The sequence below is a fragment of the Streptomyces griseochromogenes genome, from assembly GCF_001542625.1.
In the GTDB taxonomy this organism is placed as follows: domain Bacteria; phylum Actinomycetota; class Actinomycetes; order Streptomycetales; family Streptomycetaceae; genus Streptomyces; species Streptomyces griseochromogenes.
Genome location: NZ_CP016279.1, coordinates 4,085,842 through 4,105,998, shown reverse-complemented (window position 1 = coordinate 4,105,998; position 20,157 = coordinate 4,085,842). Strand labels below are relative to the sequence as shown.

Annotated in this window: 17 protein-coding genes and 2 pseudogenes; 11 read left to right on the top strand and 8 right to left on the bottom strand. The window is 73.1% G+C overall.

From position 1 onward, the window contains the following. The first annotated feature begins 25 nt into the window (after positions 1–25). Positions 26–976 (top strand): NADP-dependent oxidoreductase, encoded by a 951-nt coding sequence (locus tag AVL59_RS17375; RefSeq protein WP_067305137.1) that lies wholly within the window; start codon positions 26–28, stop codon positions 974–976. Between the two features lie 227 nt (positions 977–1,203). Next, the gene (locus AVL59_RS17370; RefSeq protein WP_099053291.1) at positions 1,204–1,617 is read left to right on the top strand and encodes an anti-sigma factor antagonist; all 414 of its coding nucleotides are present in this window, start codon (positions 1,204–1,206) and stop codon (positions 1,615–1,617) included. On the opposite strand, the gene AVL59_RS17365 is transcribed toward AVL59_RS17370, so the two are convergent. Beyond that, positions 1,614–2,576 (bottom strand): ribose-phosphate diphosphokinase, encoded by a 963-nt coding sequence (locus AVL59_RS17365; RefSeq protein ID WP_067305131.1) that lies wholly within the window; start codon positions 2,574–2,576, stop codon positions 1,614–1,616. The two genes, AVL59_RS17370 and AVL59_RS17365, sit on opposite strands and share 4 nt — an antisense overlap. A 371-nt stretch (positions 2,577–2,947) precedes the next feature. Here AVL59_RS17365 and AVL59_RS17360 point away from each other — a divergent pair, with 371 nt between their 5' ends. Beyond that, positions 2,948–4,180 carry a ricin-type beta-trefoil lectin domain protein gene (locus AVL59_RS17360; RefSeq protein WP_067305128.1) on the top strand — a complete coding sequence of 411 codons (1,233 nt, stop codon included), beginning with the start codon at positions 2,948–2,950 and terminating at the stop codon, positions 4,178–4,180. 9 nt (positions 4,181–4,189) lie between these two features. Here the strand turns inward: AVL59_RS17360 and AVL59_RS17355 are convergent, their stop codons facing one another. Next, entirely contained in the window at positions 4,190–4,435 is a 246-nt protein-coding gene (locus AVL59_RS17355) for a hypothetical protein (RefSeq protein ID WP_067305125.1), read from the bottom strand. 169 nt (positions 4,436–4,604) lie between these two features. On the opposite strand from AVL59_RS17355, the gene AVL59_RS17350 reads away from it, so the two are divergent. After that, positions 4,605–5,630, top strand: coding sequence for a PHP domain-containing protein (locus AVL59_RS17350; protein WP_067317391.1), 1,026 nt, complete (start codon positions 4,605–4,607; stop codon positions 5,628–5,630). A gap of 259 nt (positions 5,631–5,889) precedes the next feature. Here the strand turns inward: AVL59_RS17350 and AVL59_RS17345 are convergent, their stop codons facing one another. Both AVL59_RS17345 and AVL59_RS17340 read right to left on the bottom strand, forming a co-directional pair. Beyond that, on the bottom strand, positions 5,890–7,179 hold the full coding sequence (locus tag AVL59_RS17345) for an ROK family transcriptional regulator (protein WP_067305122.1): 1,290 nt from the start codon (positions 7,177–7,179) through the stop codon (positions 5,890–5,892). Between the two features lie 296 nt (positions 7,180–7,475). Continuing rightward, on the bottom strand, positions 7,476–7,919 hold the full coding sequence (locus AVL59_RS17340) for a MarR family winged helix-turn-helix transcriptional regulator (RefSeq protein WP_067305119.1): 444 nt from the start codon (positions 7,917–7,919) through the stop codon (positions 7,476–7,478). A 102-nt stretch (positions 7,920–8,021) separates the two neighbouring features. On the opposite strand from AVL59_RS17340, the gene AVL59_RS17335 reads away from it, so the two are divergent. Next, entirely contained in the window at positions 8,022–8,414 is a 393-nt protein-coding gene (locus AVL59_RS17335; RefSeq protein WP_067305117.1) for a nuclear transport factor 2 family protein, read from the top strand. A 45-nt stretch (positions 8,415–8,459) separates the two neighbouring features. On the opposite strand, the pseudogene AVL59_RS17330 reads toward AVL59_RS17335, so the two are convergent. Continuing rightward, a pseudogene (locus AVL59_RS17330) lies at positions 8,460–11,634 on the bottom strand (bifunctional cytochrome P450/NADPH--P450 reductase). 221 nt (positions 11,635–11,855) lie between these two features. On the opposite strand from AVL59_RS17330, the gene AVL59_RS17325 reads away from it, so the two are divergent. Next, positions 11,856–12,506 carry a PAS domain S-box protein gene (locus tag AVL59_RS17325; RefSeq protein WP_067305114.1) on the top strand — a complete coding sequence of 217 codons (651 nt, stop codon included), beginning with the start codon at positions 11,856–11,858 and terminating at the stop codon, positions 12,504–12,506. Here AVL59_RS17325 and AVL59_RS17320 read toward each other — a convergent pair. After that, positions 12,434–13,356, bottom strand: a pseudogene (locus tag AVL59_RS17320) (DUF3626 domain-containing protein). The gene AVL59_RS17325 and the pseudogene AVL59_RS17320 sit on opposite strands and share 73 nt — an antisense overlap. Positions 13,357–13,443: 87 nt before the next feature. Here AVL59_RS17320 and AVL59_RS17315 point away from each other — a divergent pair. After that, a complete protein-coding gene (locus tag AVL59_RS17315) occupies positions 13,444–13,938 on the top strand; it encodes an FBP domain-containing protein (protein ID WP_067305111.1) in 495 nt (164 codons plus the stop codon). A 15-nt stretch (positions 13,939–13,953) separates the two neighbouring features. On the opposite strand, the gene AVL59_RS17310 is transcribed toward AVL59_RS17315, so the two are convergent. After that, positions 13,954–14,949 carry a quinone oxidoreductase family protein gene (locus AVL59_RS17310; RefSeq protein ID WP_067305108.1) on the bottom strand — a complete coding sequence of 332 codons (996 nt, stop codon included), beginning with the start codon at positions 14,947–14,949 and terminating at the stop codon, positions 13,954–13,956. Positions 14,950–15,070: 121 nt separating this feature from the next. Here AVL59_RS17310 and AVL59_RS17305 point away from each other — a divergent pair, with 121 nt between their 5' ends. The 4 genes from AVL59_RS17305 (at position 15,071) to AVL59_RS17290 (ending at position 19,392) form a co-directional block, all read left to right on the top strand. Continuing rightward, positions 15,071–15,841 carry a CGNR zinc finger domain-containing protein gene (locus AVL59_RS17305; RefSeq protein WP_237281532.1) on the top strand — a complete coding sequence of 257 codons (771 nt, stop codon included), beginning with the start codon at positions 15,071–15,073 and terminating at the stop codon, positions 15,839–15,841. Next, positions 15,754–16,944 carry an FUSC family protein gene (locus AVL59_RS17300; protein ID WP_067305105.1) on the top strand — a complete coding sequence of 397 codons (1,191 nt, stop codon included), beginning with the start codon at positions 15,754–15,756 and terminating at the stop codon, positions 16,942–16,944. The genes AVL59_RS17305 and AVL59_RS17300 overlap by 88 nt, the downstream gene beginning before the upstream one ends. 44 nt (positions 16,945–16,988) lie before the next feature. Then, positions 16,989–18,032 (top strand): hypothetical protein, encoded by a 1,044-nt coding sequence (locus tag AVL59_RS17295; RefSeq protein WP_067305103.1) that lies wholly within the window; start codon positions 16,989–16,991, stop codon positions 18,030–18,032. Between the two features lie 121 nt (positions 18,033–18,153). Further along, positions 18,154–19,392 (top strand): lactonase family protein, encoded by a 1,239-nt coding sequence (locus AVL59_RS17290; protein WP_079146751.1) that lies wholly within the window; start codon positions 18,154–18,156, stop codon positions 19,390–19,392. Here the strand turns inward: AVL59_RS17290 and AVL59_RS17285 are convergent. After that, a complete protein-coding gene (locus AVL59_RS17285) occupies positions 19,360–20,085 on the bottom strand; it encodes a DUF2470 domain-containing protein (protein ID WP_067305100.1) in 726 nt (241 codons plus the stop codon). The genes AVL59_RS17290 and AVL59_RS17285 overlap by 33 nt on opposite strands. Positions 20,086–20,157: the final 72 nt, after the last annotated feature.

Genomic DNA, 20,157 nt, shown 5'->3' with positions numbered 1-20,157 from the left:
ACGGACCCGGGCAGGCTGGTGAACCATGAGCGATGTGAACACGATGCGTGCCATCAGCCAGGACGTCCTCGGCGATCCCGAGGCCCTGAAGGAAGTACAGGTCGAGCGGCCCACGCCGGGCCCCAACGAGGTGCTGGTCCGGGTGCGGGCCGCCGGGGTCAACCCGACCGACTGGAAGCACCGGGCGACCGGCGGGTTCCTGGGCGAGCCGCCGTTCGTCCTCGGCTGGGACGTCTCCGGCGAGGTCGCGGAGACCGGGGTCGGCGTGGCCGCCTTCCGGCCCGGTGACGAGGTCTTCGGCATGCTGCCCTATCCCTTCGGCCACGGCTCGCACGCCGAGTACGTGATCGCCCCGGCCCGCGCCCTGGTGCCCAAGCCGACCTCGGTCGACCACATCCAGGCGGCCGCGCTGCCGCTGGTGTCGCTGACCGCCTGGCAGGCACTGACGGAGCACGCGGGCCTGCGGCCCGGGCAGCGGGTGCTGGTGCATGCGGCGGCGGGCGGTGTCGGGCACGTGGCCGTGCAGATCGCCAAGGCGCTCGGCGCGTATGTGATCGGTACCGCGAGCGCGGGCAAGCACGGCTTCCTGCGGGAGATCGGCGTGGACGAGACGATCGACTACCGGTCCACCGACTTCACCGAGGCGGTGCGGGACGTCGACGTGGTGCTGGACACGCTGGGCGACGAGACCTCCGTACGGTCGCTGCGCGTGCTGCGCCCGGGCGGGGTCGTGGTGTCGATCCTGCCGATCGGGTCCCAGGACTTCCACGAGGAGGCCGAGCGGCTCGGCGTGCGGGCGCTGCGGATGCTGGTGGACGCCGACCGGTCCGGGATGCGGGCGGTCGCGGACCTGATGGAGCAGGGCAAGCTGCGGGCCACGATCGCGGGGGCCTTCCCGCTGGCCGATGCCGCCAAGGCGCACGAGCTGGGCGACACCGGCCGGACGACGGGCAAGTTGGTGCTGCTGGTGGACTGAGCCCCTGGGGTTCCGTGGACGGGCGTGGGCCGGGTGATCCGGCCCATGCCCATGTCCCGCACCGCCCGGCCGATCCGCACGAAGGGACGATTCTCGCCCCTGCCACGGAGCGACACGCGCCAAACTCGAAGACATATGTCAATCGAACATGCTCAAATTCCTTCCATCGAGGGTAACTTGACGATCGGGAAACGGTTTTCCGGGCGCGGGTGGGAGGTGGTGCCGTCGTGCAGCAGGAGCCCACACCGCTCACCCGGCATCTGCGCGTACACGAGCACCGTGGGCACACGGTGCTGGAGTTCCGCGGCGAGATCGACATCGCGGCGGCGGTGGAGATCACTCCCGCCCTGGACCGGGTCACCGACCGGCCCGGCGCACGGATCGTGATCGACCTGCGGGCCGTCGAGTTCTTCGACTGCTCGGGGCTGCGGCTGCTGTACCGGGCCCGCGGCCGGGTGCTGGAGCGCGGCGGGCGGCTGCACCTGGTGTGCACCCACCCGCTGACCCTGCGCGTCTTCCGGGTGACCGGTCTGTCCCGGCTGCTGCCGCCGCAGCCGTCCCTGGACGCGGCCGTGGAACAGCCCGAGGCCGCGTCCAGCCGGCCAGGCGTCGAGGGGAGGCGGCGCGGCGGCGTTGTCTAGGCGCCCGTGGGGTCGTCGAACAGGGCGCTGACGGACTCCCCGTTGTGGATGCGGCGCACGGCCTCGGCAAGGGCGGGCGCGATGGACAGCACGCGCAGCTTGTCCGCGAACCCCTCGTGTCCGTCCACGGGCACCGGCACGGTGTTGGTGCACACGATCTCCAGCACGTCGGGCTGCTCGCTCAGCCGCTTGAGCGCACCGGCCGCGAACAGGCCGTGTGTGCACGCCACCCGGATCGAGCGCGGCCCCGACTCCCGCAGTCTCTCCAGGAGTTCGATCACCGTGCTGCCCTTGGCGATCTCGTCGTCCAGCACGATGACGTCCCGGCCCGCGACATCGCCGATCACTGAGCTGATGGTCACCCGGTCGTCCGCGAACCGCTGCTTGGCACCGGCCGCCACCTGCGCGCCGATCAGCCGGGCGAAGGCGGCGGCCTCCTTGGCGTTGCCGAGGTCCGGGGAGACGACCGTGGTGCGTGACAGGTCGTACTGCCTGAAGTGCGCGGCCAGTTCGCGCAGCGCGTGCAGGTGGTCCACCGGCACCGAGAAGAACCCGTGGACCTGCGGGGCGTGCAGGGTCATGGCGAGGACCCGGCTCGCGCCCGCCGCCACCATCAGGTCGGCGACCAGCCGTCCGCCGAGGGAGATGCGGGGCGCGTCCTTCTTGTCGGAGCGGGCGTAGGAGTAGTGCGGCATGACGACGGTGATCCGGGCCGCGGAGGCACCCCGGGCCGCGTCGCACATCAGCAGCAGCTCCACCAGGTGTTCCTGCACCGGCCTGACCAGCGGCTGGATCAGGAAGACGTCCCGCTCCCTGCAGTTGGACTGAAGCTGCACCTCCAGGCAGTCGTTGGCGAACCGGCTGACCCGGGTCGGGCTGAGCGGCACGCCCAGGTGGGCGCAGACCTCCTGAGCCAGTTCGGGATGGGCACTGCCGGTGAAAACGGCGATGTCTCGCACGATCCGCTCCTCGCATGATCAGCACGGGCTGCGCCGATCATGCTACTGGCGGTGCCGTCGTGACCGGGCCGGTGGCCACCCCCACAGCGCGGCGGCGAGGAGGGCCGTACGCCTGACCATCCGTCACCTCCGCGGGCCCGGGACCCGAATGCCCCGGGAGCGCGAACGGAAACGACGGACCGGGGTACGGCACCGGTCCGGGCAGCCGCACACTGGCGCCTACGCCCGCAACCACCCTTCGGAGCATGGGAGTCGGAAAGGATCACGGGCGGAGCCTTCGTCGGACACAGGTTCGGACCAAGGTATTGACGCCCACTTATCTCACTCCTTAAATCAAGAGGCATCTCACCCCCCACACCGAACGGAGAGCCATGGCCTCCCCCCGCCTGCTCCGCAGATGCCTGTATGCCGCGCTGTCAGCCGCCCTGGTCGGCTCCGCCGCCGTCGGCCCGGCCCGGGCCCAGACCGCCGCCCCGGCGGCCGCTGCCGTCGCCACGTTCTCCGACTCCTTCGACGGGCCCGCCGGCTCCGGGGTCGACGCCTCGAAGTGGACGCTGGAGACCGGCGACAACGTCAACAACCACGAGCGGCAGTACTACACCTCCGGCACCAAGAACGCGGCCCTGGACGGCCAGGGCCATCTGGTGATCACCGCCCGGAAGGAGAACCCGGCGGGCTACCAGTGCTGGTACGGCAGCTGCCAGTACACCTCGGCCCGGATGAACACCGCCGGGAAGTTCAACGCCCAGTACGGCCATGTCGAGGCCCGGATGAAGATCCCGCGCGGGCAGGGCATGTGGCCCGCGTTCTGGATGCTCGGCACACCGGTCAACTGGCCGGACTCGGGCGAGATCGACGTGATGGAGAACGTCGGCTTCGAACCCTCGACCGTGCACGGGACGATGCACGGCCCCGGCTACTCGGGCTCGGGCGGCATAGGCGCCGGCTACACCCTGCCGGGCGGGCAGGCTTTCGCGGACGCGTTCCACACCTTCGCCGTCGACTGGGCGCCCGACTCGATCACCTGGTCGGTGGACGGCAACGTCTACCAGCGGCGCACCCCCGCCGACCTGGGCGGGAAGACCTGGGTGTTCAACAAGCCGTTCTTCCTGATCCTGAACCTGGCGGTCGGCGGGTACTGGCCGGGCGACCCGGACGGCTCCACCCAGTTCCCGCAGCAGCTGGTGGTGGACTCGGTGTCGGTGACGACGAGCGACAGCGCGGCCGGTGTCCCGATCCGGGGCCTTGCGGGCAAGTGCGCCGACGTGGCGGGCGCGAACTCCGCCAACGGGACCCCGGTCCAGCTCTACGACTGCAACGGCACGGGAGCCCAGCAGTGGACGGTCGGCCCGGACGGCACGATCCGGGCGCTCGGCAAGTGCCTGGACGTCACCGGCAACGGCACGGCGGACGGCTCGACCGTCCAGCTGTGGGACTGCACGGGCGGCCCCAACCAGAAGTGGGCCGTCTCGGCGGCCCACGACATCGTCAACCCGCAGGCGGACAAGTGCCTGGACGCGACCGGGAACAGCTCGGCCAATGGCACCCGGCTGCAGATCTGGACGTGCTCGGGCGGCGCCAACCAGAAGTGGACGGTCGGCTGAGCAGTCCGCTCAGTGCAGCGTCCAGGTGTACTTGTCACCGCCGACGAAGCGCACCATGTCCGGGTCGTCCAGGTCGTGGATGGTGATGCCGTGGGAGGCGGCCGCCTCCAGCACATCGGTGATGGAAGTGGCCGAACCGACCACCTGACCGTCGATCTCCAGGATCCTGAAGGGCGGCTCACCCGGCTTGCCCGGGCAGAGCCCGAGGACCATGACCCGCGGATGGGAGATATAGGGAGCTGATTGTTCGGTCATGCAATAGAGCGTAGAACGCAACCCGGGCCGACGACCTGTCCGCGAGGCCTGTCCGGGAGAGCGCCGGGCGCGGCACGACCCGGACGGTCACGGACCGTCGGCGGCCGCGGGCGTGCGGGGCGGGCCCCGCCGGGGAACCCTGGAGGGGCATGGCGAGGTGGAGGTGACCATGGATCCCGTCGCGGCCCTGGACCGGATCGCCTTCCTGCTGGAGCGGTCGCTGGCGCCCACCTACCGGGTACGGGCCTTCCGTACCGCCGCCCGGGTGCTGTCCGCGCTGCCCGAGGGCGAGGTCGCCGAGCGCGCGGCGGCGGGCACGCTGGAGTCGCTGAAGGGGGTCGGCCCGAAGACCGCGCAGGTGGTGCGGGAGGCCCTGGCCGGGCAGCTGCCCGGCTATCTGCGCACGCTGGAGGAGGAGACCGCCGCGCCGCCGGCCGACGGCGGCGGAGCGGAGCTCAGGGCACTGCTGCGCGGGGACTGCCACACCCACTCGGACTGGTCGGACGGCGGCAGTCCGATCGAGGAGATGGGGCGGGCCGCGGCCCGGCTCGGCCATGAGTGGACCGCGCTGACCGACCACTCCCCCCGACTGACCGTGGCCCGGGGCCTGTCGCCGCAGCGGTTGCGCGAGCAGTTGGAGGTGGTGGCGGAGCTGAATGCGCGGTGGGCGCCGTTCCGGCTGCTCACCGGCATCGAGTGCGACATCCTGGAGGACGGTTCGCTGGACCAGGAGCCCGGGCTGCTGGCCCGGCTCGACGTGGTCGTGGTGTCCGTGCACTCCAAGCTGCGGATGGACGCCCGCTCGATGACCCGCCGCATGGTCACCGCCGTCCGCGATCCGCACGCCGACGTGCTCGGCCACTGCACCGGGCGCCTGGTGACGGGACGCGGGCGGCCGGAGTCGGAGTTCGACTCGGACGAGGTGTTCGCCGCCTGCGCCGAGTCGGGCACGGCGGTGGAGATCAACAGCCGTCCCGAGCGGCTGGACCCGCCGAGACGGCTGCTGCGCGGGGCCGTGGCCGCCGGGGTGCTGTTCTCGATCGACACCGACGCGCATGCGCCAGGTCAGCTGGACTGGCAGATCCTGGGGTGTGCGCGGGCCGAGGAGTGCGGGGTGCCGGCCGAGCGGGTGGTGACGACCTGGACGGCGGAGGAACTGCTGGCGTGGACCCATGGGGGTCGTACGCCGGTCTGAGCACCGAACAGCGTGACGCGGGTGACGGAGTTCGTCTGGAACACCCCCGGATGGTTGCCCGTTGAACAAGGCCTGGGTGCGGATGGGACAGTGTCCCCGGGCCTCACCTTCTGCCCACAGGGACGATCGTTCGACTGAAGCCCTGTGGCGCCTTTCGCCGGGAGGCGACCGCCGTCCGCGCCCACCGCTCGGCCGCCCCGGCCGTGATTCCCCCGATCACGGCCGGGGCTTTCCCATGCCCGCGCACAGGTGAGCCGGGTCAGCGCGGTGCGCGTTCCTCCAGTGCGGCCCGCCAGGCGGGGTGGCGGTCCTCGGTCGCCGGTTCGGCACGGCGGCCGCCGCGGGCGAAGAAGTCGGCCAGGGGCAGGATCGCGGCGCCCACGGTGACCGCGTCGGGGCCGAGCCGGCCGAGGTCGATGGTCACCTTCTCGGCGGGGTACCGCAGGGCGTACGTCGTCGCGTGGCGGCGTACGGCGGGCAGGAACCGGGTGCCGAGCTGGAGCCCGGCCCAGCCGCCGATCAGGATCCGCTCGGGCTGGAAGAGGTTGATCAGGTCGGACAGGCCCGCACCCAGATACTCGGCGGCCTCCTCCAGGACGGCGAGCGCCACGGGGTCGGGGTCCCTGCCCTCGGGCGGGTAGGCGGCGGCGAGCATCGCGGTGAGCGCGGTCTCCTCGTCGGTGCCCTTGGGCGGGCGCCCGCCCTCCTCACGCCAGCGGGCCAGCAGCGACTCGGCGCCCGCGTAGGCCTCCAGGCAGCCCGGCGCACCGCAGCGGCAGCGGCGCCCCCGGACCCGTACAGTCAGATGGCCCCACTCCAGGGCCCGCCCGTGCTCCACCTCGGGGCTCACCAGGCAGGCGCCGACTCCGGAGCCGAAGAGCACGACCACCGCGTTGCGGGCTCCACGCCCCCCGCCGAACCACATCTCCGCCTGACCGAGGGTCTTGGCGCCGTTGTCGATGAAGTACGGGACAGCGCCCGGCAGTTGGGAGGTCGAGCGAAGCAGTTCCTCCAGCGGGACCGCGTCCCAGCCGATGGTCTGCCCGTGCACGACGGCGCCCTGTCCGGCGGTGTGCTCGACGATGCCGGGCACGCCGACGCCGACGCCGAGCAGCCGCTCGGGCGAGGCGTCCTCGGCCGTGAGGACCTCGGTGATGCCGTCGCGGATGTGACCGGCGATGACGTCGGCGTCGTAGCCCTGCTGGGTCAGCGGGCGTTCGGTGCGGGCGAGTTCGGTGAGCGTCAGGTCGAACAGCTCCACCCGGACGCGGGTTTCGCCGACGTCGACGCCGATCATCTGTCCGCTGTGCGGGGCGACGCGCAGCAGAGTGCGGGGGCGGCCGCCGTCGGAGTCGACGCTGCCGGCCTCCTCGACCAGGCCGTCGGCCACCAGGTCCGCGACCACATTGCTGACCGAGCCGGAGCTCAGGCCCGTGATCGGGCCCAGCTCGAAACGGCTGAGGGGGCCGTCGAAGTACAGCCGCTGCAGCACGGCCGTGCGGTTGCTCCGTCTCAGATCGCGCACCGTGCGCCCGTTCCGCCCCGTCATGTGGCTCCCCTCAACCGTGTCCCGACCTGCAACATACCCCTGGGAAGCGGGTGGACGCGACATTCCACCAACCCTTATTTCATGTAATGAGCTAAGTCAGGGCGGTACGGATCGGGTCGATTGGGGCGTCCTCACCGCCTCCCACGACCGTCAGCCTCCCCGACCCGGGGCCGACACAGCGGAACAAAGCGTCGACACCGGGACGGAACGGATCCTGACGACGTGACGGAACGCCCACGCATGAATGGACCGCCGCACAGGAGGCGCACCCCGCGCAGAGGTCCAGCCGTCACCCCTCAGGCGAAGGGCCCCTCGACCGTGAAGCGGCGCAGATGGCGGGCGAAGGCCTCCGCCTCACCCGGCGGCCACGAGGACAGGCTCGCCATGATGCGGTCCGCCAGCCGGGTACGCAGCTCCGCCACCGCGAGTTCGCCCTGCTCGGTGAGGACGAGCAGATGGGCGCGCCGGTCGGCGGGATCCGGCTCACGGCGGACGAGACCGGCGACCTCCAGGCGAGAGGCCCGGCGGGTGACGCCGGAGCGGTCGAGGCCGACGTCGGGGGCGAGGTCGGCCGCACTGCGGGGCCCGGTCCGGGCGAGCGCGCTGAGTACCGGGTACGTCAGCTCGTCCACCCCCTCACCCATGCCTTGGGTCAGCTCCTTGTGCAGCTTCGCGCGCGCGGTGCGCCGCAGAAGGATGCCCAGCGCGTTGGCGATGTCGTGTCCTACGTCGTTCGTCACCCCTCAAGAATAGCGTGCGCAACGCACGCATTGGGTGCTACAGTCGAGGCGAAGCGTGCGCGGCGCACGCATTTCTCTTCCTTGTCCTCGAAAGGGATTCCCATGAACCGCACCGGCGTCAAGGCCGCCCTCACCGACCTGATCTTCAACACCGACCTCACCGTGCAGGAGGCCGCCGACCGTCACTTCACCCCGGAGTACCGTCAGCGCACCGACGGGCAGTGGGCCGACCGCGCGGAGTTCGTCGAGCACATCACCCATGTGCGCACCCTCGTCGCCGACGGCCACGTCGAGGTGCAGGACGAGCTGTACGACGGCGGCAAGTACGCCGACCGGCACACCGTGTACATCACGAAGAAGGACGGTTCGACCGTGACCACGGAGGTCTACCTCTTCGCCGACCTCGCGCCCGACGGCCGGTTCAGCCGCATCGAGGAGACCACCTTGATGCTCCAGGGCTCCGAGGCCGACCGCACCATCGGCAGCGCCCGCTAGAGCCCGCCCGTGGAGCGCACACCCGGTCGGCCTCTCGGCGGCGGATCACCCCGCGGCGTACACGTCCTCGACGTAACGCCCGTCCGCCACGAGCGAATCCAGCCACCGTACGGCCGCCGTGTCGTCGGCGCCGGGGGTGCGCTCCCGGTACAGGGCGCGGAACGCCTCACGCACGCCGGGGGCCATCCGGGAGCCGTCGCCGCAGACGTACACGCGGGCCCCCGCGGTCAGCAGGTCCCAGACCTCGTCGGCCTCGGCGGCGATGCGGTGCTGCTCGAAGAGGGCGCCGTTCTCGGGGGCGGCGCTGAAGGCCGGGCGCAGACCGACCGTTCCGGCGCTCTCGGCGGCGCGGAGTTCACCGGCGTGCAGGAAGTCGGCGTCGGGGGCGTCACAGCCGAAGTAGAGCAGCGCCGGAGGGAGTTCGGCGCCCGCGGCACGGGCCGCGGCGCGGTCGGCGACCGCTCCGCGGAACGGGGCCAGGCCGGTGCCCGCGGCGACCATCACGACGGGCGCGGTGCCGTCGATCCGGAAGACCTCCCGGCAGGGCTGGACGCGGGCGTACACGGTGTCGCCGGGCAGCAGGGACGCCAGATGCCCGGAGCCGGTGCCCCGGTAGCGGCCCTTGCCGGACCGTGCGGGAGCGTCCAGGACGGAGACCATCAGGTCCGCGTGGCGCGGGTCGGCCGCCGGGGAGGAGGACAGGGAGTAGTGGCGGGGCCGGATCGGGGTCAGCAGATCGAGCAGGTGCGGCCAGTCGAGCGCGCCGCGCAGGGAGGGGTGGTCCTCGACGATCTCCACGAGGGTGCGCGGGTCGTCACCGGTCAGGGCGGCGAGGGCGGCGCGCTCGGGCGGACAGGGGTTGGCCTCGGCGAGCAGGGCCAGCTGCCGGGCGGTGGGGCGTTCCTGCAACTCGACCTGGTGGGTGAGGAGGTGCCGTACCGTCACCGGGCGGTCGGTGGCGAGTCCGTCGCGGCGCGGGCGGCCGGCCCGGATGTCCAGGACGGTGCCGAGGTCGACGCCGAGCGCGGCGGCGGCGCGGTCCACCAGGTCCGGGGCGTTGGCGGGGAGCACGGTCAGGTGGTCGGCGGTGCGGTAGGTGACACCGTCGGGCAGGGCGATGCGCAGGAACCGCTTGGTGCGCGGGTAGCCCGGCGCGGTGAGGTCGTAGGCCTCGGTGACGGTCATCGGCACCAGCCCGTGCCGCTCGGCGAGGGCGTCCAGCGGGCCGCCCGTCAAGGTGCGGACCTCGTACCCGGTCGCGGGCTCCTCGGCGGCGGTGGCGTCGGGGTCGCCGTACTCCTGGAGCAGGGCGGTGCGCAGCCGGGTGGTGAAGTCGCGGACGGTGCCGGTCAGGTCGCCGGAGGCGTCGGCGGCGGCCCGGTCGGTCAGCCGGGTGGCGCCGAGTTCGGCGAGGCGGGCGTCGATGCGGGTGGGCACCTGCTGGTAGGTGGCGGCCCAGTTGCGGTCACCGACGCCGAGGACGGCATAGGTCACGCCGGTCAGGTCGGGGGTGCCGTCGAGCCATGCGGTGAAGGCGGTGGCGTCGTCGGTGGGGCGGCCGTTGTAGGAGGCGGCGGTGATCATGACGGGCCGGTCGGTGGGCAGGCCGTCGGCGTAGTCGTCCAGGGCGGCGACCTCGGTGACACAGCCGACGGCGGCGGCCTCGTCGGCGAGCTGGGCGGCGAAGGCGCGGCAGGTGCCGTAGTTGCTGCCGTGCAGGAACAGCGCACGGGTGCCGGGGCGTACCCCGACGGGCAGGGTGTCCGGGGCGGGGCCCTCGGCGCCGGCGGCGGTCGCGGTGCCCGGCAGCGGGGCGTGCACCCGGTCCGTGTCGGTGCGCGGCGTCAGGGTGAGGGTGAAGCCCTCGGGCTTGAGGGTGAGGGTCTCCTTCACGGTGAGCCGGTAGTCGGCGTGGTCGTGCAGCCGGTAGCGGTGGACCAGCATCGCCAGCAGCATGGTCGCCTCGTGCAGCGCGAACTGCCGTCCGATGCAGGCACGTTCACCGGTACCGAAGGGCTTGAAGGCGTGCACCGGGCGGGCGGCCTCCGCCTCGGGCGTGAAGCGCTCCGGGTCGAACAGCTCCGGGTTGTCGCCCCACACGGGCTGCCGGTGCAGCATCGGGGCGAGCACGGTGACGGCCCTGTCCGGCGCGCAGCGGGATCCGGCCGCCGAGCAGGGTGTCCTCGCGGGCGTGCCGGCTGAAGGCGGCGGCCGTCGGCCACAGCCGCAGCGCCTCGTTGAGGACCTGTCGGGTGTAGGTGAGACGGCCGATGTCCTCGTACGTCGGCTCGGGGTCCGGGGTGTCGCCCCACAGCGCGTCGGCCTCGCGCTGGACGAGCCGGAGCGCGCTCGGATGCTTGGCGAGGTAGTACAGGGCGAAGGACATCGCGCCGGAGGTGGTCTCGTGGCCGGCGATCAGGAAGGTGATCACCTGGTTGCGGATGTTGGCCGTGTCCAGGGTGGTGCCGTCGGCCGGATGGCGGGCGGTGAGCATCAGCCCGAGCAGGTCCTCGGCGCCGCTCTGGTCGGTGCCGGTGCGGGCCGCGATGACGTCGTCCACGACCCCGGCGAGGTAGTCGGCGTCCGCGCGGAACGCGGCGTCGGCCTCCGTGTAGTCCTTGCCCGGGGTGCGGGCGAGGTGGGTCATGGCCCACTCCAGGCAGCGCACCATGGACTCGACGAAGGGGTGCGGCTCGGCCCGCTCGAAGGAGCCGAAGTCGTAGTCGAATCCGGCCAGTCCGATGGTGTCGAGGGTCATACGGGTCATGTCGTCGGGGACGTTGACCGGCTGCCCGGCGCGGGCGGCCCGGTCCCAGGAGCCGATGAGCCGGCGGGCCACCTTCAGCATCACCGGGTGGTAGGTCTTCATCGAGCCGAGCGCGAAGGCGGGCATGAGGATGTCATGCGCCTTGGCCCAGTTGGGCTCGTCGTTGTAGGCGGTGAACAGGCCGTCGGCGGTGAAGGCGCGCACGTTCTCCAGGGCGGGCCCGATGTGCTTGGCGAACCGCTCCTCGTCGGCGAGGTCGGCGACCAGGTCGGCGTCGCCGACCATCAGGACGTCGCGCCCGTGCAGCCGGCGCACCAGGACGGGTCCGTGGGCGCGCATCAGCTCCATGACCTGCTGGATGGGGGTGTGTCCGGGCCCGGTGGCGGTGATGTCCACGACGGGGACGCCGGGCAGGGTACCGGCCGGCTCGGGGTGCAGTGCGGTGGGGGGCATGGCGCGACAACTGCCTTTCGCAGAACGGATGTCCTGAGTTCCAGGGTGGTCGACGGGCCAGGGGGGTGCGGGCCGCGGCACTACACGATCGTGCAGTCAAAAGTCGGCATGGGGGCTTGCACGACACCGGCACGGCCGACTTGACACCGCTCCGCGGGGCCCGTGAAGTGGGCGCCGGCCCGGCTGTCCGCCGAGGCCGGGCGGGACATCGGGAGGTGCGGGTGGAGGCGGAGCGGGCCGACGCGGTGGTCTGGCGCAACCGGGCGCTGACCCTCTTCGACCGGGTCTCGGTACCGGTCGCGGTGTGTGACGTGTACGGCTCGGTCGTGCTCGCCAACCCGGCGATGGCCGCCGAGTGCGGTACGACGCCGGGGCGGCTGAAGGGCCGGGACGTGCTGGAGCTGTTCCGGCCGCAGGAGGCCACGCAGGTGAAGCGGATCGCCGAGGCGCTGCGGATGCGGCGCCGCTCTCGCTACCAGGTGTCCGTGCGCTGGCGCGCGCCCGGTGGTGCGGAGCGGTACGGGGAACTGACGGCGGATCCCGTGAGCGACAGCACGGACCAGACACCCGCGCTGCTGGTCATGCTGTGGGTTCACGGCGAGCGCACCGCCCGTCCCGAACCGGAGCCCGCGCCCGTCACCGAGGTGGAGGGCCGGGTCCTGGCGCTGCTGGCCGGGGGCACCACCACGGACCGGGCCGCCCGTGAGCTGGGCCTGAGCAAGGACGGTGTCACTTATCACCTACGGCGTCTGTCGGCCCGCTGGGGGGCGGCCAACCGCACCGAACTGGTCGCCCGCGCCTACGCCCTCGGCGTGCTCGCACCGGGGGTGTGGCCGCCGGAGGCGAGGTCGGCGCGGCCCGGTCCGGAATAAGCCGTGCCCGCGCCCTCGGGTGCCCCGAAGCGGGCGAGGGTGTGCCACACCCTCTTCAGGTCCTGGAGGTCGTGGCGGCCGGTGCGGGCCGCGTCGCCGATGACGCGCGGGGTGATCAGGCCGCGCCCGGCGATCCGGGCACCGAGGTCGGCCTACCGCGGGCCGCGGTAGTCGGCGTGGCGGCGCAGTTCCGCGACCGTGAGCCGGTAACCGGGGTGCCATGCGAGGGGAGGGACAGGCGCCGGGCCGCCGTCTCGGGCGTGCCCCGGTAGCTCGCGTCGAGCACGAGCGCCTCGACGTCCCGGTCGAGCAGGACACCGCCGTGCGCATGGCCCTCGATGCAGTCGTCGAGGGCGTCCCGCTCGTCCGCCTCGGCGAGCGCGACGAGGGGCATGGCCGATGCCACGCCGAAGTCGGTGGGCTCGGCGGCGCTGTCGGGGTAACAGAAGGTGGCCCGGGTCAGGGCGGGACCGGTGAGCCTGAGGTGGGACGAGCCGAAGCGCGGGGCCGCGCCTACCGTCCGGCGGCGGAAGTTCAGGGCGCCGTACACCGGGCGCTCCGCCGGGTCCGCGTCGTCGTGGGCGCCGCCGAAGATACGGCTCTCCCGGCGCCGGCGGTCGCCGCCCGGGTGTGCGGTGAGCCCGCCGTCGCTGGTGCCGGTGACGAACTGCGAGTGGTAGGCACCGTCCCGGGCCGGCGCGTCGAGGATCGGCACCCCGGCGGACAGCCGGTCCGGGTGGAAGTTGAGGGTGATGCGCGCATCGGGGTCGAGCGGCGGCCCGGACGCCCCCGCGGCCACATGGTTCACCGCCCGTCGGGCGCGCGGCGGCAGCACATCCCGGAAATCCATTGGCCCGCCCCCCCCTTGGCTATCTAGGCTAGGCATGAAGCTAGACCCTCTAGGTTCATGCCACGGAATCCGGAAGGACCCCACCTGATGAGATCCCTCACCGAGCAGGACATCCGCAACTCATTCATCAACTGCTCCAAGGGGGAGGCCAAGCGCCTCGCGGTCCCACGCGACCTCGGTGAACACCCGTGGGACGACCTGGACTTCCTCGGCTGGCGGGATCCCGGCGCACCCGACCGGAGCTATCTGGTCGCCGAGCGGGACGGGCGGCCCGTCGGTGTGGCCCTGCGCTTCCCCGCCGCGCGCCGCGGGTTCCTGCACCGCAGCATGTGTTCGGTGTGTCTGACGACGCATCCCGGCGGCGGGGTGTCACTGATGACCGCCCGGAAGGCGGGCGCGGCGGGCCGCGAGGGCAATTCGGTCGGGGTGTACATGTGCACGGACCTGGCGTGCTCGCTGTACGTGCGCGGGAAGAAGGTGCCGGAGTCCGGAAGCCGCTTCGAGGAGAGCCTGACCCTGGAGGAGCAGGTCGCCCGCACGGTGGGCAACCTGTCCGCGTTCCTCGACAAGCTCCGCGCCTGACCCTCCGGGGGCCGGTCAGCCGCCCGGGGTGAGCACGATCTTGCCCCGGTTGTCCCGGCTCTCCAGCCGCTCGTGCGCGGCACGCGCCTCGGACAGCGGCAGCACGGTCTCCACCGGCACCCGGTAGACGCCCGCGGCCACCCGCTCGGCCAGCTCGCGCAGGTCCGGGCGCGGGTCCCAGCCGTGGATCTGCAGGTTGGTGAGCTGGAAGCCGAGGATCGCGATGTTCTTCGGGTAGAAGTCGCGGGTGTCGAGGATGCTCTGCTCCAGGGCGACGTTGGCGAGGGCGACGACCCGGCCGCCGTGCCCCGTCTCGCGCAGGCTGCGCCCGAAGGCCCGGCCGCCGACGGTGTCGAGGACGACGTCGGCGCCGCGCCCGCCGGTCAGCCGCAGCACCTCCTCGACCTCGGCCTCGTCGGCGTGCCGGGAGGTGTCCACGACATCGGCCGCCCCGAACCGCCCGGCCCACGCCGCCTTTTCGGCCGATCCGGCGAGGGCGACCACCCGGGCGCCGGCCTCGGCGGCGATCTGTACCGCCGCGGTGCCCACGCCGCTCGCGGCGGCCTTGACGACGACCGTGTCACCCTGAGCCACCTTGGCCAGCCTGCGCAGGCAGTACCAGGCGGAGAGCCAGGCCACGGGCAGGGCCGCCGCCTCGGTCAGGTCCACGCCGTCGGGCAGCGTGGTCACCTGCGTGGCGGACACGGCGGCCGACTCGGCGTAGAAGCCGGGTGAGTCGATGCCGTCGAGCGCCATGACGCGCTGCCCCACCCGGAAGCCGGTCACCCCCTCCCCCACTGCCGCCACGGTGCCGGCCGCCTCCACGCCGGGGATCAGCGGCGGGCGCCCCGCGCGGTGGTAGCGGCCGGCCCGCACCAGCGCGTCGGCGCGGTTCACGCCGGCGGCCGCGACCCGCACGAGCACCTGTCCGGGCCCGGCCACCGGGTCCGGCACCTCGACCGGAACCAGTACCTCCGGCCCGCCGAACTCCTCGATCCGCACCGCACGCATCCCGCACCGCCTCGAGTAGGAGAGATTTCCGTAACTGCTTGAACCGGTGTCACGATGCGACACCTCTTCAACCGGTGTCAAGTCACCTCCTGAAACGGTGTCGTCGAGGTAGGCTGCCCGCATGACCCAGCCATCCGACCCGGCGCTCGCCTTCCCCTTCCTGGGCGGCCGCCCCTGCCTGGACTTCGTCGCCACCCTCGGCAAACGGCACGCCGTACCCCTGGAGCGGCTCCCCGGCCCCGACGCCCTGGCCCGTTGGATCACCGAGGCGGGGCTGGCCGCCGAGGAAGGTCCGGTCCCGGTCACCGCACGGGACCTGACCGAGGGCCGCGCCCTGCGCGAGGCGGTCCACCGCGTCGTACGGTCGGCGATGGCCGGGCAGGAGCCGGATGCGGCGGATGTGCGGCTGGTCAACGAGATGGCGTCCCGCCCGGACCTCGCGCCCCAGCTGGGGCCCCGGCGCTGGACCGCGCGCCATCCGGCGCGCGCCGCCCTCGCGACGGTGGCCCGGGACGCCGTCCTCCTGGTCGGCGGCCCCCTGCTGGAGCGGGTCAAGGAGTGCGGGAACCCGGGCTGTTCCCTGCTGTTCCTCGACGACTCGCAGGCCCGGCGCCGCCGCTGGTGCTCGATGGAACGCTGCGGCAACCTCGCCAAGGTCGCCGGCTACCGCTCGCGCAACCGGGCCGCCCCACGCGGTGAAGGTACGTTCGGCCCGCGCGCGGAACGGGAACAGGCCAAGGGATGCACGTCGTACGCGAGTGGAGCCGGCGACTCCTGCGCCTGGTGGGACGCCGTCGGGAGCCGGTGGTCGTCCAGACGCTGCGATCGGCCGCCGCGGCGACGATCGCCTACGTCATCGCGCTGCGCCTCAGCCCCGAGCCGGCCCCGCTGACCGCGCCGCTGACCGCCCTGCTGGTCGTGCAGGTCACCTTCTACGCCACGCTCACCAATGGCATCCGCCGGGTGAACTCGGTGGTGGCCGGGGTGCTGGTCGCCATCGCCTTCAGCCTGCTGGTGGGGCTGACCTGGTGGAGCCTCGCGCTGCTGATCGTGGCCTCGCTGGCCGTGGGGCACCTGGTGCGCGTCGACGAGTACGTGGCCGAGGTGGCGATCAGCGCCATGCTGGTGCTCGGGGTCACCACCGTCGGGTTCACCGCCTGGGCGCGCATCGTGGAGACGCTGATCGGCGCCGTCGTCGGGATGGCCTGCAATCTGCTGCTGCCACCCCCGGTGTGGGTGGACGAGGCCGGCGAGTCGATCGAGGGCCTGGCACGCCGGGTGCGGCAGCTGATGCTGCGGATGGGTGAGGAGGCCGCGGGCCGGATCCCCTGGGAGCGGGCGGCGCAGCGGCTGCACGAGGCGCGCCGGCTGGACCACGACATCGTCCGGGTGGACGCGGCGCTGCGGCAGGCCGAGGACAGTCTTCGGCTCAATCCTCGCGTCAAGGAGGGCCTGCTGCACCGGGTGGTGCTGCGCACCGGACTGGACACGCTGGAGATCTGCACGGTCGTCCTGCGGGTGCTGGCCCGCTCCTTCACGGACCTGGCGAAGGCCCGCGGGCCCGAGCCGTTGTTCCCGCCCGGGGTCGGCGCGACGGTGGAACAGCTGCTGTCCGAGATCGCCGACGCGGTGGTCAGTTTCGCGGTGCTGGTCACCACCCATCTGCGCGAGAACGCCGAATCGGCCGAGGCACGGCTCACGGCCGAGCTGACCACGGCGGCCGCCACCCGCGACCGGCTGGCCGAGCTGCTCCAGGAGGAGGTCCGCGAGGACTGGACGAACTGGCAGCTGATGGGCGCCGTGCTGACCGAGGTGAACCGCGTCATCGACGAACTCGACACCGAGCACCGCACCCGCCGCCTGCTGGAGGAGCTGGATCTGGTGTCCCGGGAACAGCGGGCGAAGCAGCCCCGGATGTCCCGGATGCGCGAGCGCCTCGGCGTGCAGGAGGAGCTGTGGCGGAACCGTACGGGGGTCGGCGAGCGTTCACGGTGAGAAGTGCCGGGGCGGGGCCGGCACCGAAGGCGAGGGAGCGGGCGATGACCGAGGCCGCCGTACGGATCGACGGGAACACGCTGCGGCTGCGGGGCGGTGTGGCGGTGCGGTTCGTGCGCACGCTGCGACTGCCCGAGACGGGTACGCATCCGCTGCCGCCGGGGCTCGGCGAGTTCCCGGTCCGGCGGGTGGCCGACCACGCCGACCGGGTGCCCGAGGAGTGGCGGGCGCGCGGTGGCGTGATGCTGCCGGTGTATCTGCGCGAGGCGATGTGGCTGAGCTTCGCCGGTACGGCGGAACCGGCCGCCCTCCAGGTCGGCGTGGGCAAGGTGTGCGCGGTCTCCGGCAAGCCGTGGCGGGACCGTCTTGCGCGCGCCCCGCAGAACTACGTGGTGCTGCCCCGCCAGCCCTGGCTGGACGGCATCAACTCGGGCACGGGGACGGTCCGCCAGTTCGTCGCGGTGCCGCTCGGCCTGGGCGCGACCGTGGAGGGCCAGGTCACCGGCGAGGAGGTGTGGGGCGGTGTCCAGCTGCAGTCCTTCCCGCTGAAGGAGGCGGCGCTGGCCGAGTGGCGTCGTCGGGAGCGGGAGCGGCGCGCGCGGACGGGGCCGACCGGGCCGTTCGGCGGCTACGGCGGGCCCGTGGCCATGGCTGCGCCCGCTCCCGGCGGACCTCCGCCGCCCGCCGCCGCTCCCCCGCGGCGCGCGGCGGCCATGGGCCTCGGCGTCGGCGGCTCGATGCGCCAGGAGGTCTACGAGGACGACCGGCCGCTCACGGACTGGTCCGAGAAGCCCGCCGCGCGGGTGTTCGTCCACCTGGTCACGCCCCCGGAGTGGCGCCGCATCACGGGCGAGGCACCCCCGCCGTCGCCGGTGGACCGGGCGGCGTACACGAGCGCGGGGCTGCCCTGGTACGACTATGACGACGAGGACGCCGAGGACCTCGCGCCCACGGACACCCTGGAGGCCGTCAAGCCGGTCGGCGACTGGCTCGGGGACGACCTGGAGCCCTGGCAGCAGCCGTCGGCCGACCAGGTGGTACCGCTGAAGGACGCGCAGGGCAGGCCGGTCGAGGACGGGGAGTGGTAGTGGAGTGGTAGCTCACCGCCGTTGCATGGAGTGCAACGACCGTTGCCCGTCTTGCCCTTGACGGTGGTTCCGCGCCAAGGTGGCTGTCACGAGCGGGGCAACCCACGACCTGAGGTGTGGCATGGACACGGATGCGCGGGCGGCGCGACGGGGATCCCCCCTGCTCGAGCGAAGCCGAGAGAGCGGGGGAGGCTGGAGCAGACGCCGGTTCGTCGGGGCCGCGGCGGGCGCGGCCGCCGTGGTGGCGGTGCCCTCACCGGCGGCCCCGCCCACGAAGGGCGCACCCGCGGCCGAGGAGCGGCCGACGGCCCGGCCGCCCCGGAAGGACTCGCGCCCACGCCCGTTCTACCTCGGCACCTACACCTCGGTCGAGGGCGGCGGCACCGGCATCGGGCTGGCCTCCTACGACCCGGACACGGGCCTGATCACCGGCGCGGGGACGCTCACCGGGGTCCCGGACCCGTCGTATCTCGCGCTGCACCCGGACGGCCGGACACTGTACGCGGTCGACGAGCGCGAGGACGGGGCGGTCACCGCCGTCCGTCTGGCGGACCGGCGGATCCTCGGCGCCCGGAGCACCGGCGGGGCGGGGCCCTGCCATCTGTCCGTCCACCCCGGCGGCCGCTGGCTGCTGAGCGCCAACTACCAGTCGGGCAGCGTCGCCGTGCACCCGATCGACGCCTCGGGCGGCCTCGGCGAGCGTACCGAACTGGTCACGCACTCGACACCGCCGCCCGGCCCGGGCCAACAGGGCCCGCACGCACACCAGTTCATCACGGCCCCCGACGGCGGCCATGTCCTCGCCGTCGACCTCGGCACCGACACCGTCTACACCTACCACCTCGACCAGGCGAAGGGCACGCTCGCCGAGGCGTCCCAGGCACGCACCCGTCCCGGTGCGGGTCCGCGCCATTTGACCTTCCATCCGGGCGGCCGGTACGCCTACCTGGCCAACGAGGTGGACGACACGGTCGCCGTCTGCGGCTACGACCCGGCCACCGGTCGCCTCACGATCGGCGACCCGCAGCCCACGGGCTCGTCCGGCGGCACCAACTACCCGGCGCAGATCCTGGTGACCGCGAACGGCTCCTTCGCCTTTCTCGCCAACCGCGGCCACAACAGCATCGCGCGGTACGCCGTCGAGGCGGACGGCGCCCGGCTGCGGCTGCTCGGCACGGTGCCGGTGGCCGGGGACTTCCCGCGGCAGATCGCCTTCTCACCGGACGGCCGGCTGCTGTTCGCGGCGAACCAGCGCTCCGGTACGGTCAGCGTCTTCCACGCGGACAGCGCGAGCGGTGAACTACGCCTGGCGGGCGAGCCGTTCGCCTCACCCGTCGCCGTCTGCTCGCTGCCGCTGTAGCGTGCGGGGGCAGACGGCGGCGCTCGCCTGTGCGAGCAGCGCGTGCATGCGCTCGGTGAGCTGCGTGACGTTGTCGGCGGGCGTGTGGAACGGCAGCCGTACGTCGCCGTGGGCGCGGGTGCGTTCGATGCGCAGGGTCAGGCCGTGCCGGTCCACGGCGAGGGGCACCACCCGGGTCGCGGCCTGCAGACTTTCGGGCCGCACGAGCCGGGTGAGCCGCTCGACGGCGTCCGGGTGGGCGTCGGCGAGATGAGTGAGCAGCTGAGCCTCGGCGCCGGCCAGCGGGTCGGGCCGGGCGGCGCTGAACTCGTCGAGGTCGACGAGGACGGCACCGGACGGCCGGCGCAGCACCACCCGGGTGGGCCGGAAGAGCAGGGGGCCGTCGGCCGGGACGAACCAGCCGGCCAGCCACAGCCGGGCCCGGATCCGCCGGCGTACCGGGACGGGGGCCACGTCGGCCAACTCCAGCACCGCGGACGGCTCGCCGCGCGGAGCGCACAGCGCGGCCGCGAGCAGCGCGCTGTCCTCGGGCACGCGCAACAGCACCTCGCCGTCCTCGGTCACGGAGTGCGCACCCACGTACTCCTCGCGGGCAGCGTCCGCTGTCACCTGGCACGACCATGCGGTGGCCAGCACCGACCGCGCCTGCTCCGCCGCACCGGGTCCGGCCGCCCAGTCCTGCGTGTCACCCATCCTCGACCTCCTAAGGTAAGCCTTACCTAACCTATCGAAGATCCGGGCGCACGCCAACCACGCCCCCACCAG

Bases quoted from the DNA above. Each gene is read 5' to 3' on its own strand.
- AVL59_RS17375 (WP_067305137.1), top strand. From the start codon at position 26: ATGAGCGATGTGAACACGATGCGTGCCATCAGCCAGGACGTCCTCGGC.
- AVL59_RS17360 (WP_067305128.1), top strand. From the start codon at position 2,948: ATGGCCTCCCCCCGCCTGCTCCGCAGATGCCTGTATGCCGCGCTGTCA.
- AVL59_RS17355 (WP_067305125.1), bottom strand. From the start codon at position 4,435: ATGACCGAACAATCAGCTCCCTATATCTCCCATCCGCGGGTCATGGTC.
- AVL59_RS17350 (WP_067317391.1), top strand. From the start codon at position 4,605: ATGGATCCCGTCGCGGCCCTGGACCGGATCGCCTTCCTGCTGGAGCGG.
- AVL59_RS17345 (WP_067305122.1), bottom strand. From the start codon at position 7,179: ATGACGGGGCGGAACGGGCGCACGGTGCGCGATCTGAGACGGAGCAAC.
- AVL59_RS17335 (WP_067305117.1), top strand. From the start codon at position 8,022: ATGAACCGCACCGGCGTCAAGGCCGCCCTCACCGACCTGATCTTCAAC.
- AVL59_RS17315 (WP_067305111.1), top strand. From the start codon at position 13,444: ATGAGATCCCTCACCGAGCAGGACATCCGCAACTCATTCATCAACTGC.
- AVL59_RS17310 (WP_067305108.1), bottom strand. From the start codon at position 14,949: ATGCGTGCGGTGCGGATCGAGGAGTTCGGCGGGCCGGAGGTACTGGTT.
- AVL59_RS17305 (WP_237281532.1), top strand. From the start codon at position 15,071: ATGACCCAGCCATCCGACCCGGCGCTCGCCTTCCCCTTCCTGGGCGGC.
- AVL59_RS17295 (WP_067305103.1), top strand. From the start codon at position 16,989: ATGACCGAGGCCGCCGTACGGATCGACGGGAACACGCTGCGGCTGCGG.
- AVL59_RS17290 (WP_079146751.1), top strand. From the start codon at position 18,154: ATGGACACGGATGCGCGGGCGGCGCGACGGGGATCCCCCCTGCTCGAG.
- AVL59_RS17285 (WP_067305100.1), bottom strand. From the start codon at position 20,085: ATGGGTGACACGCAGGACTGGGCGGCCGGACCCGGTGCGGCGGAGCAG.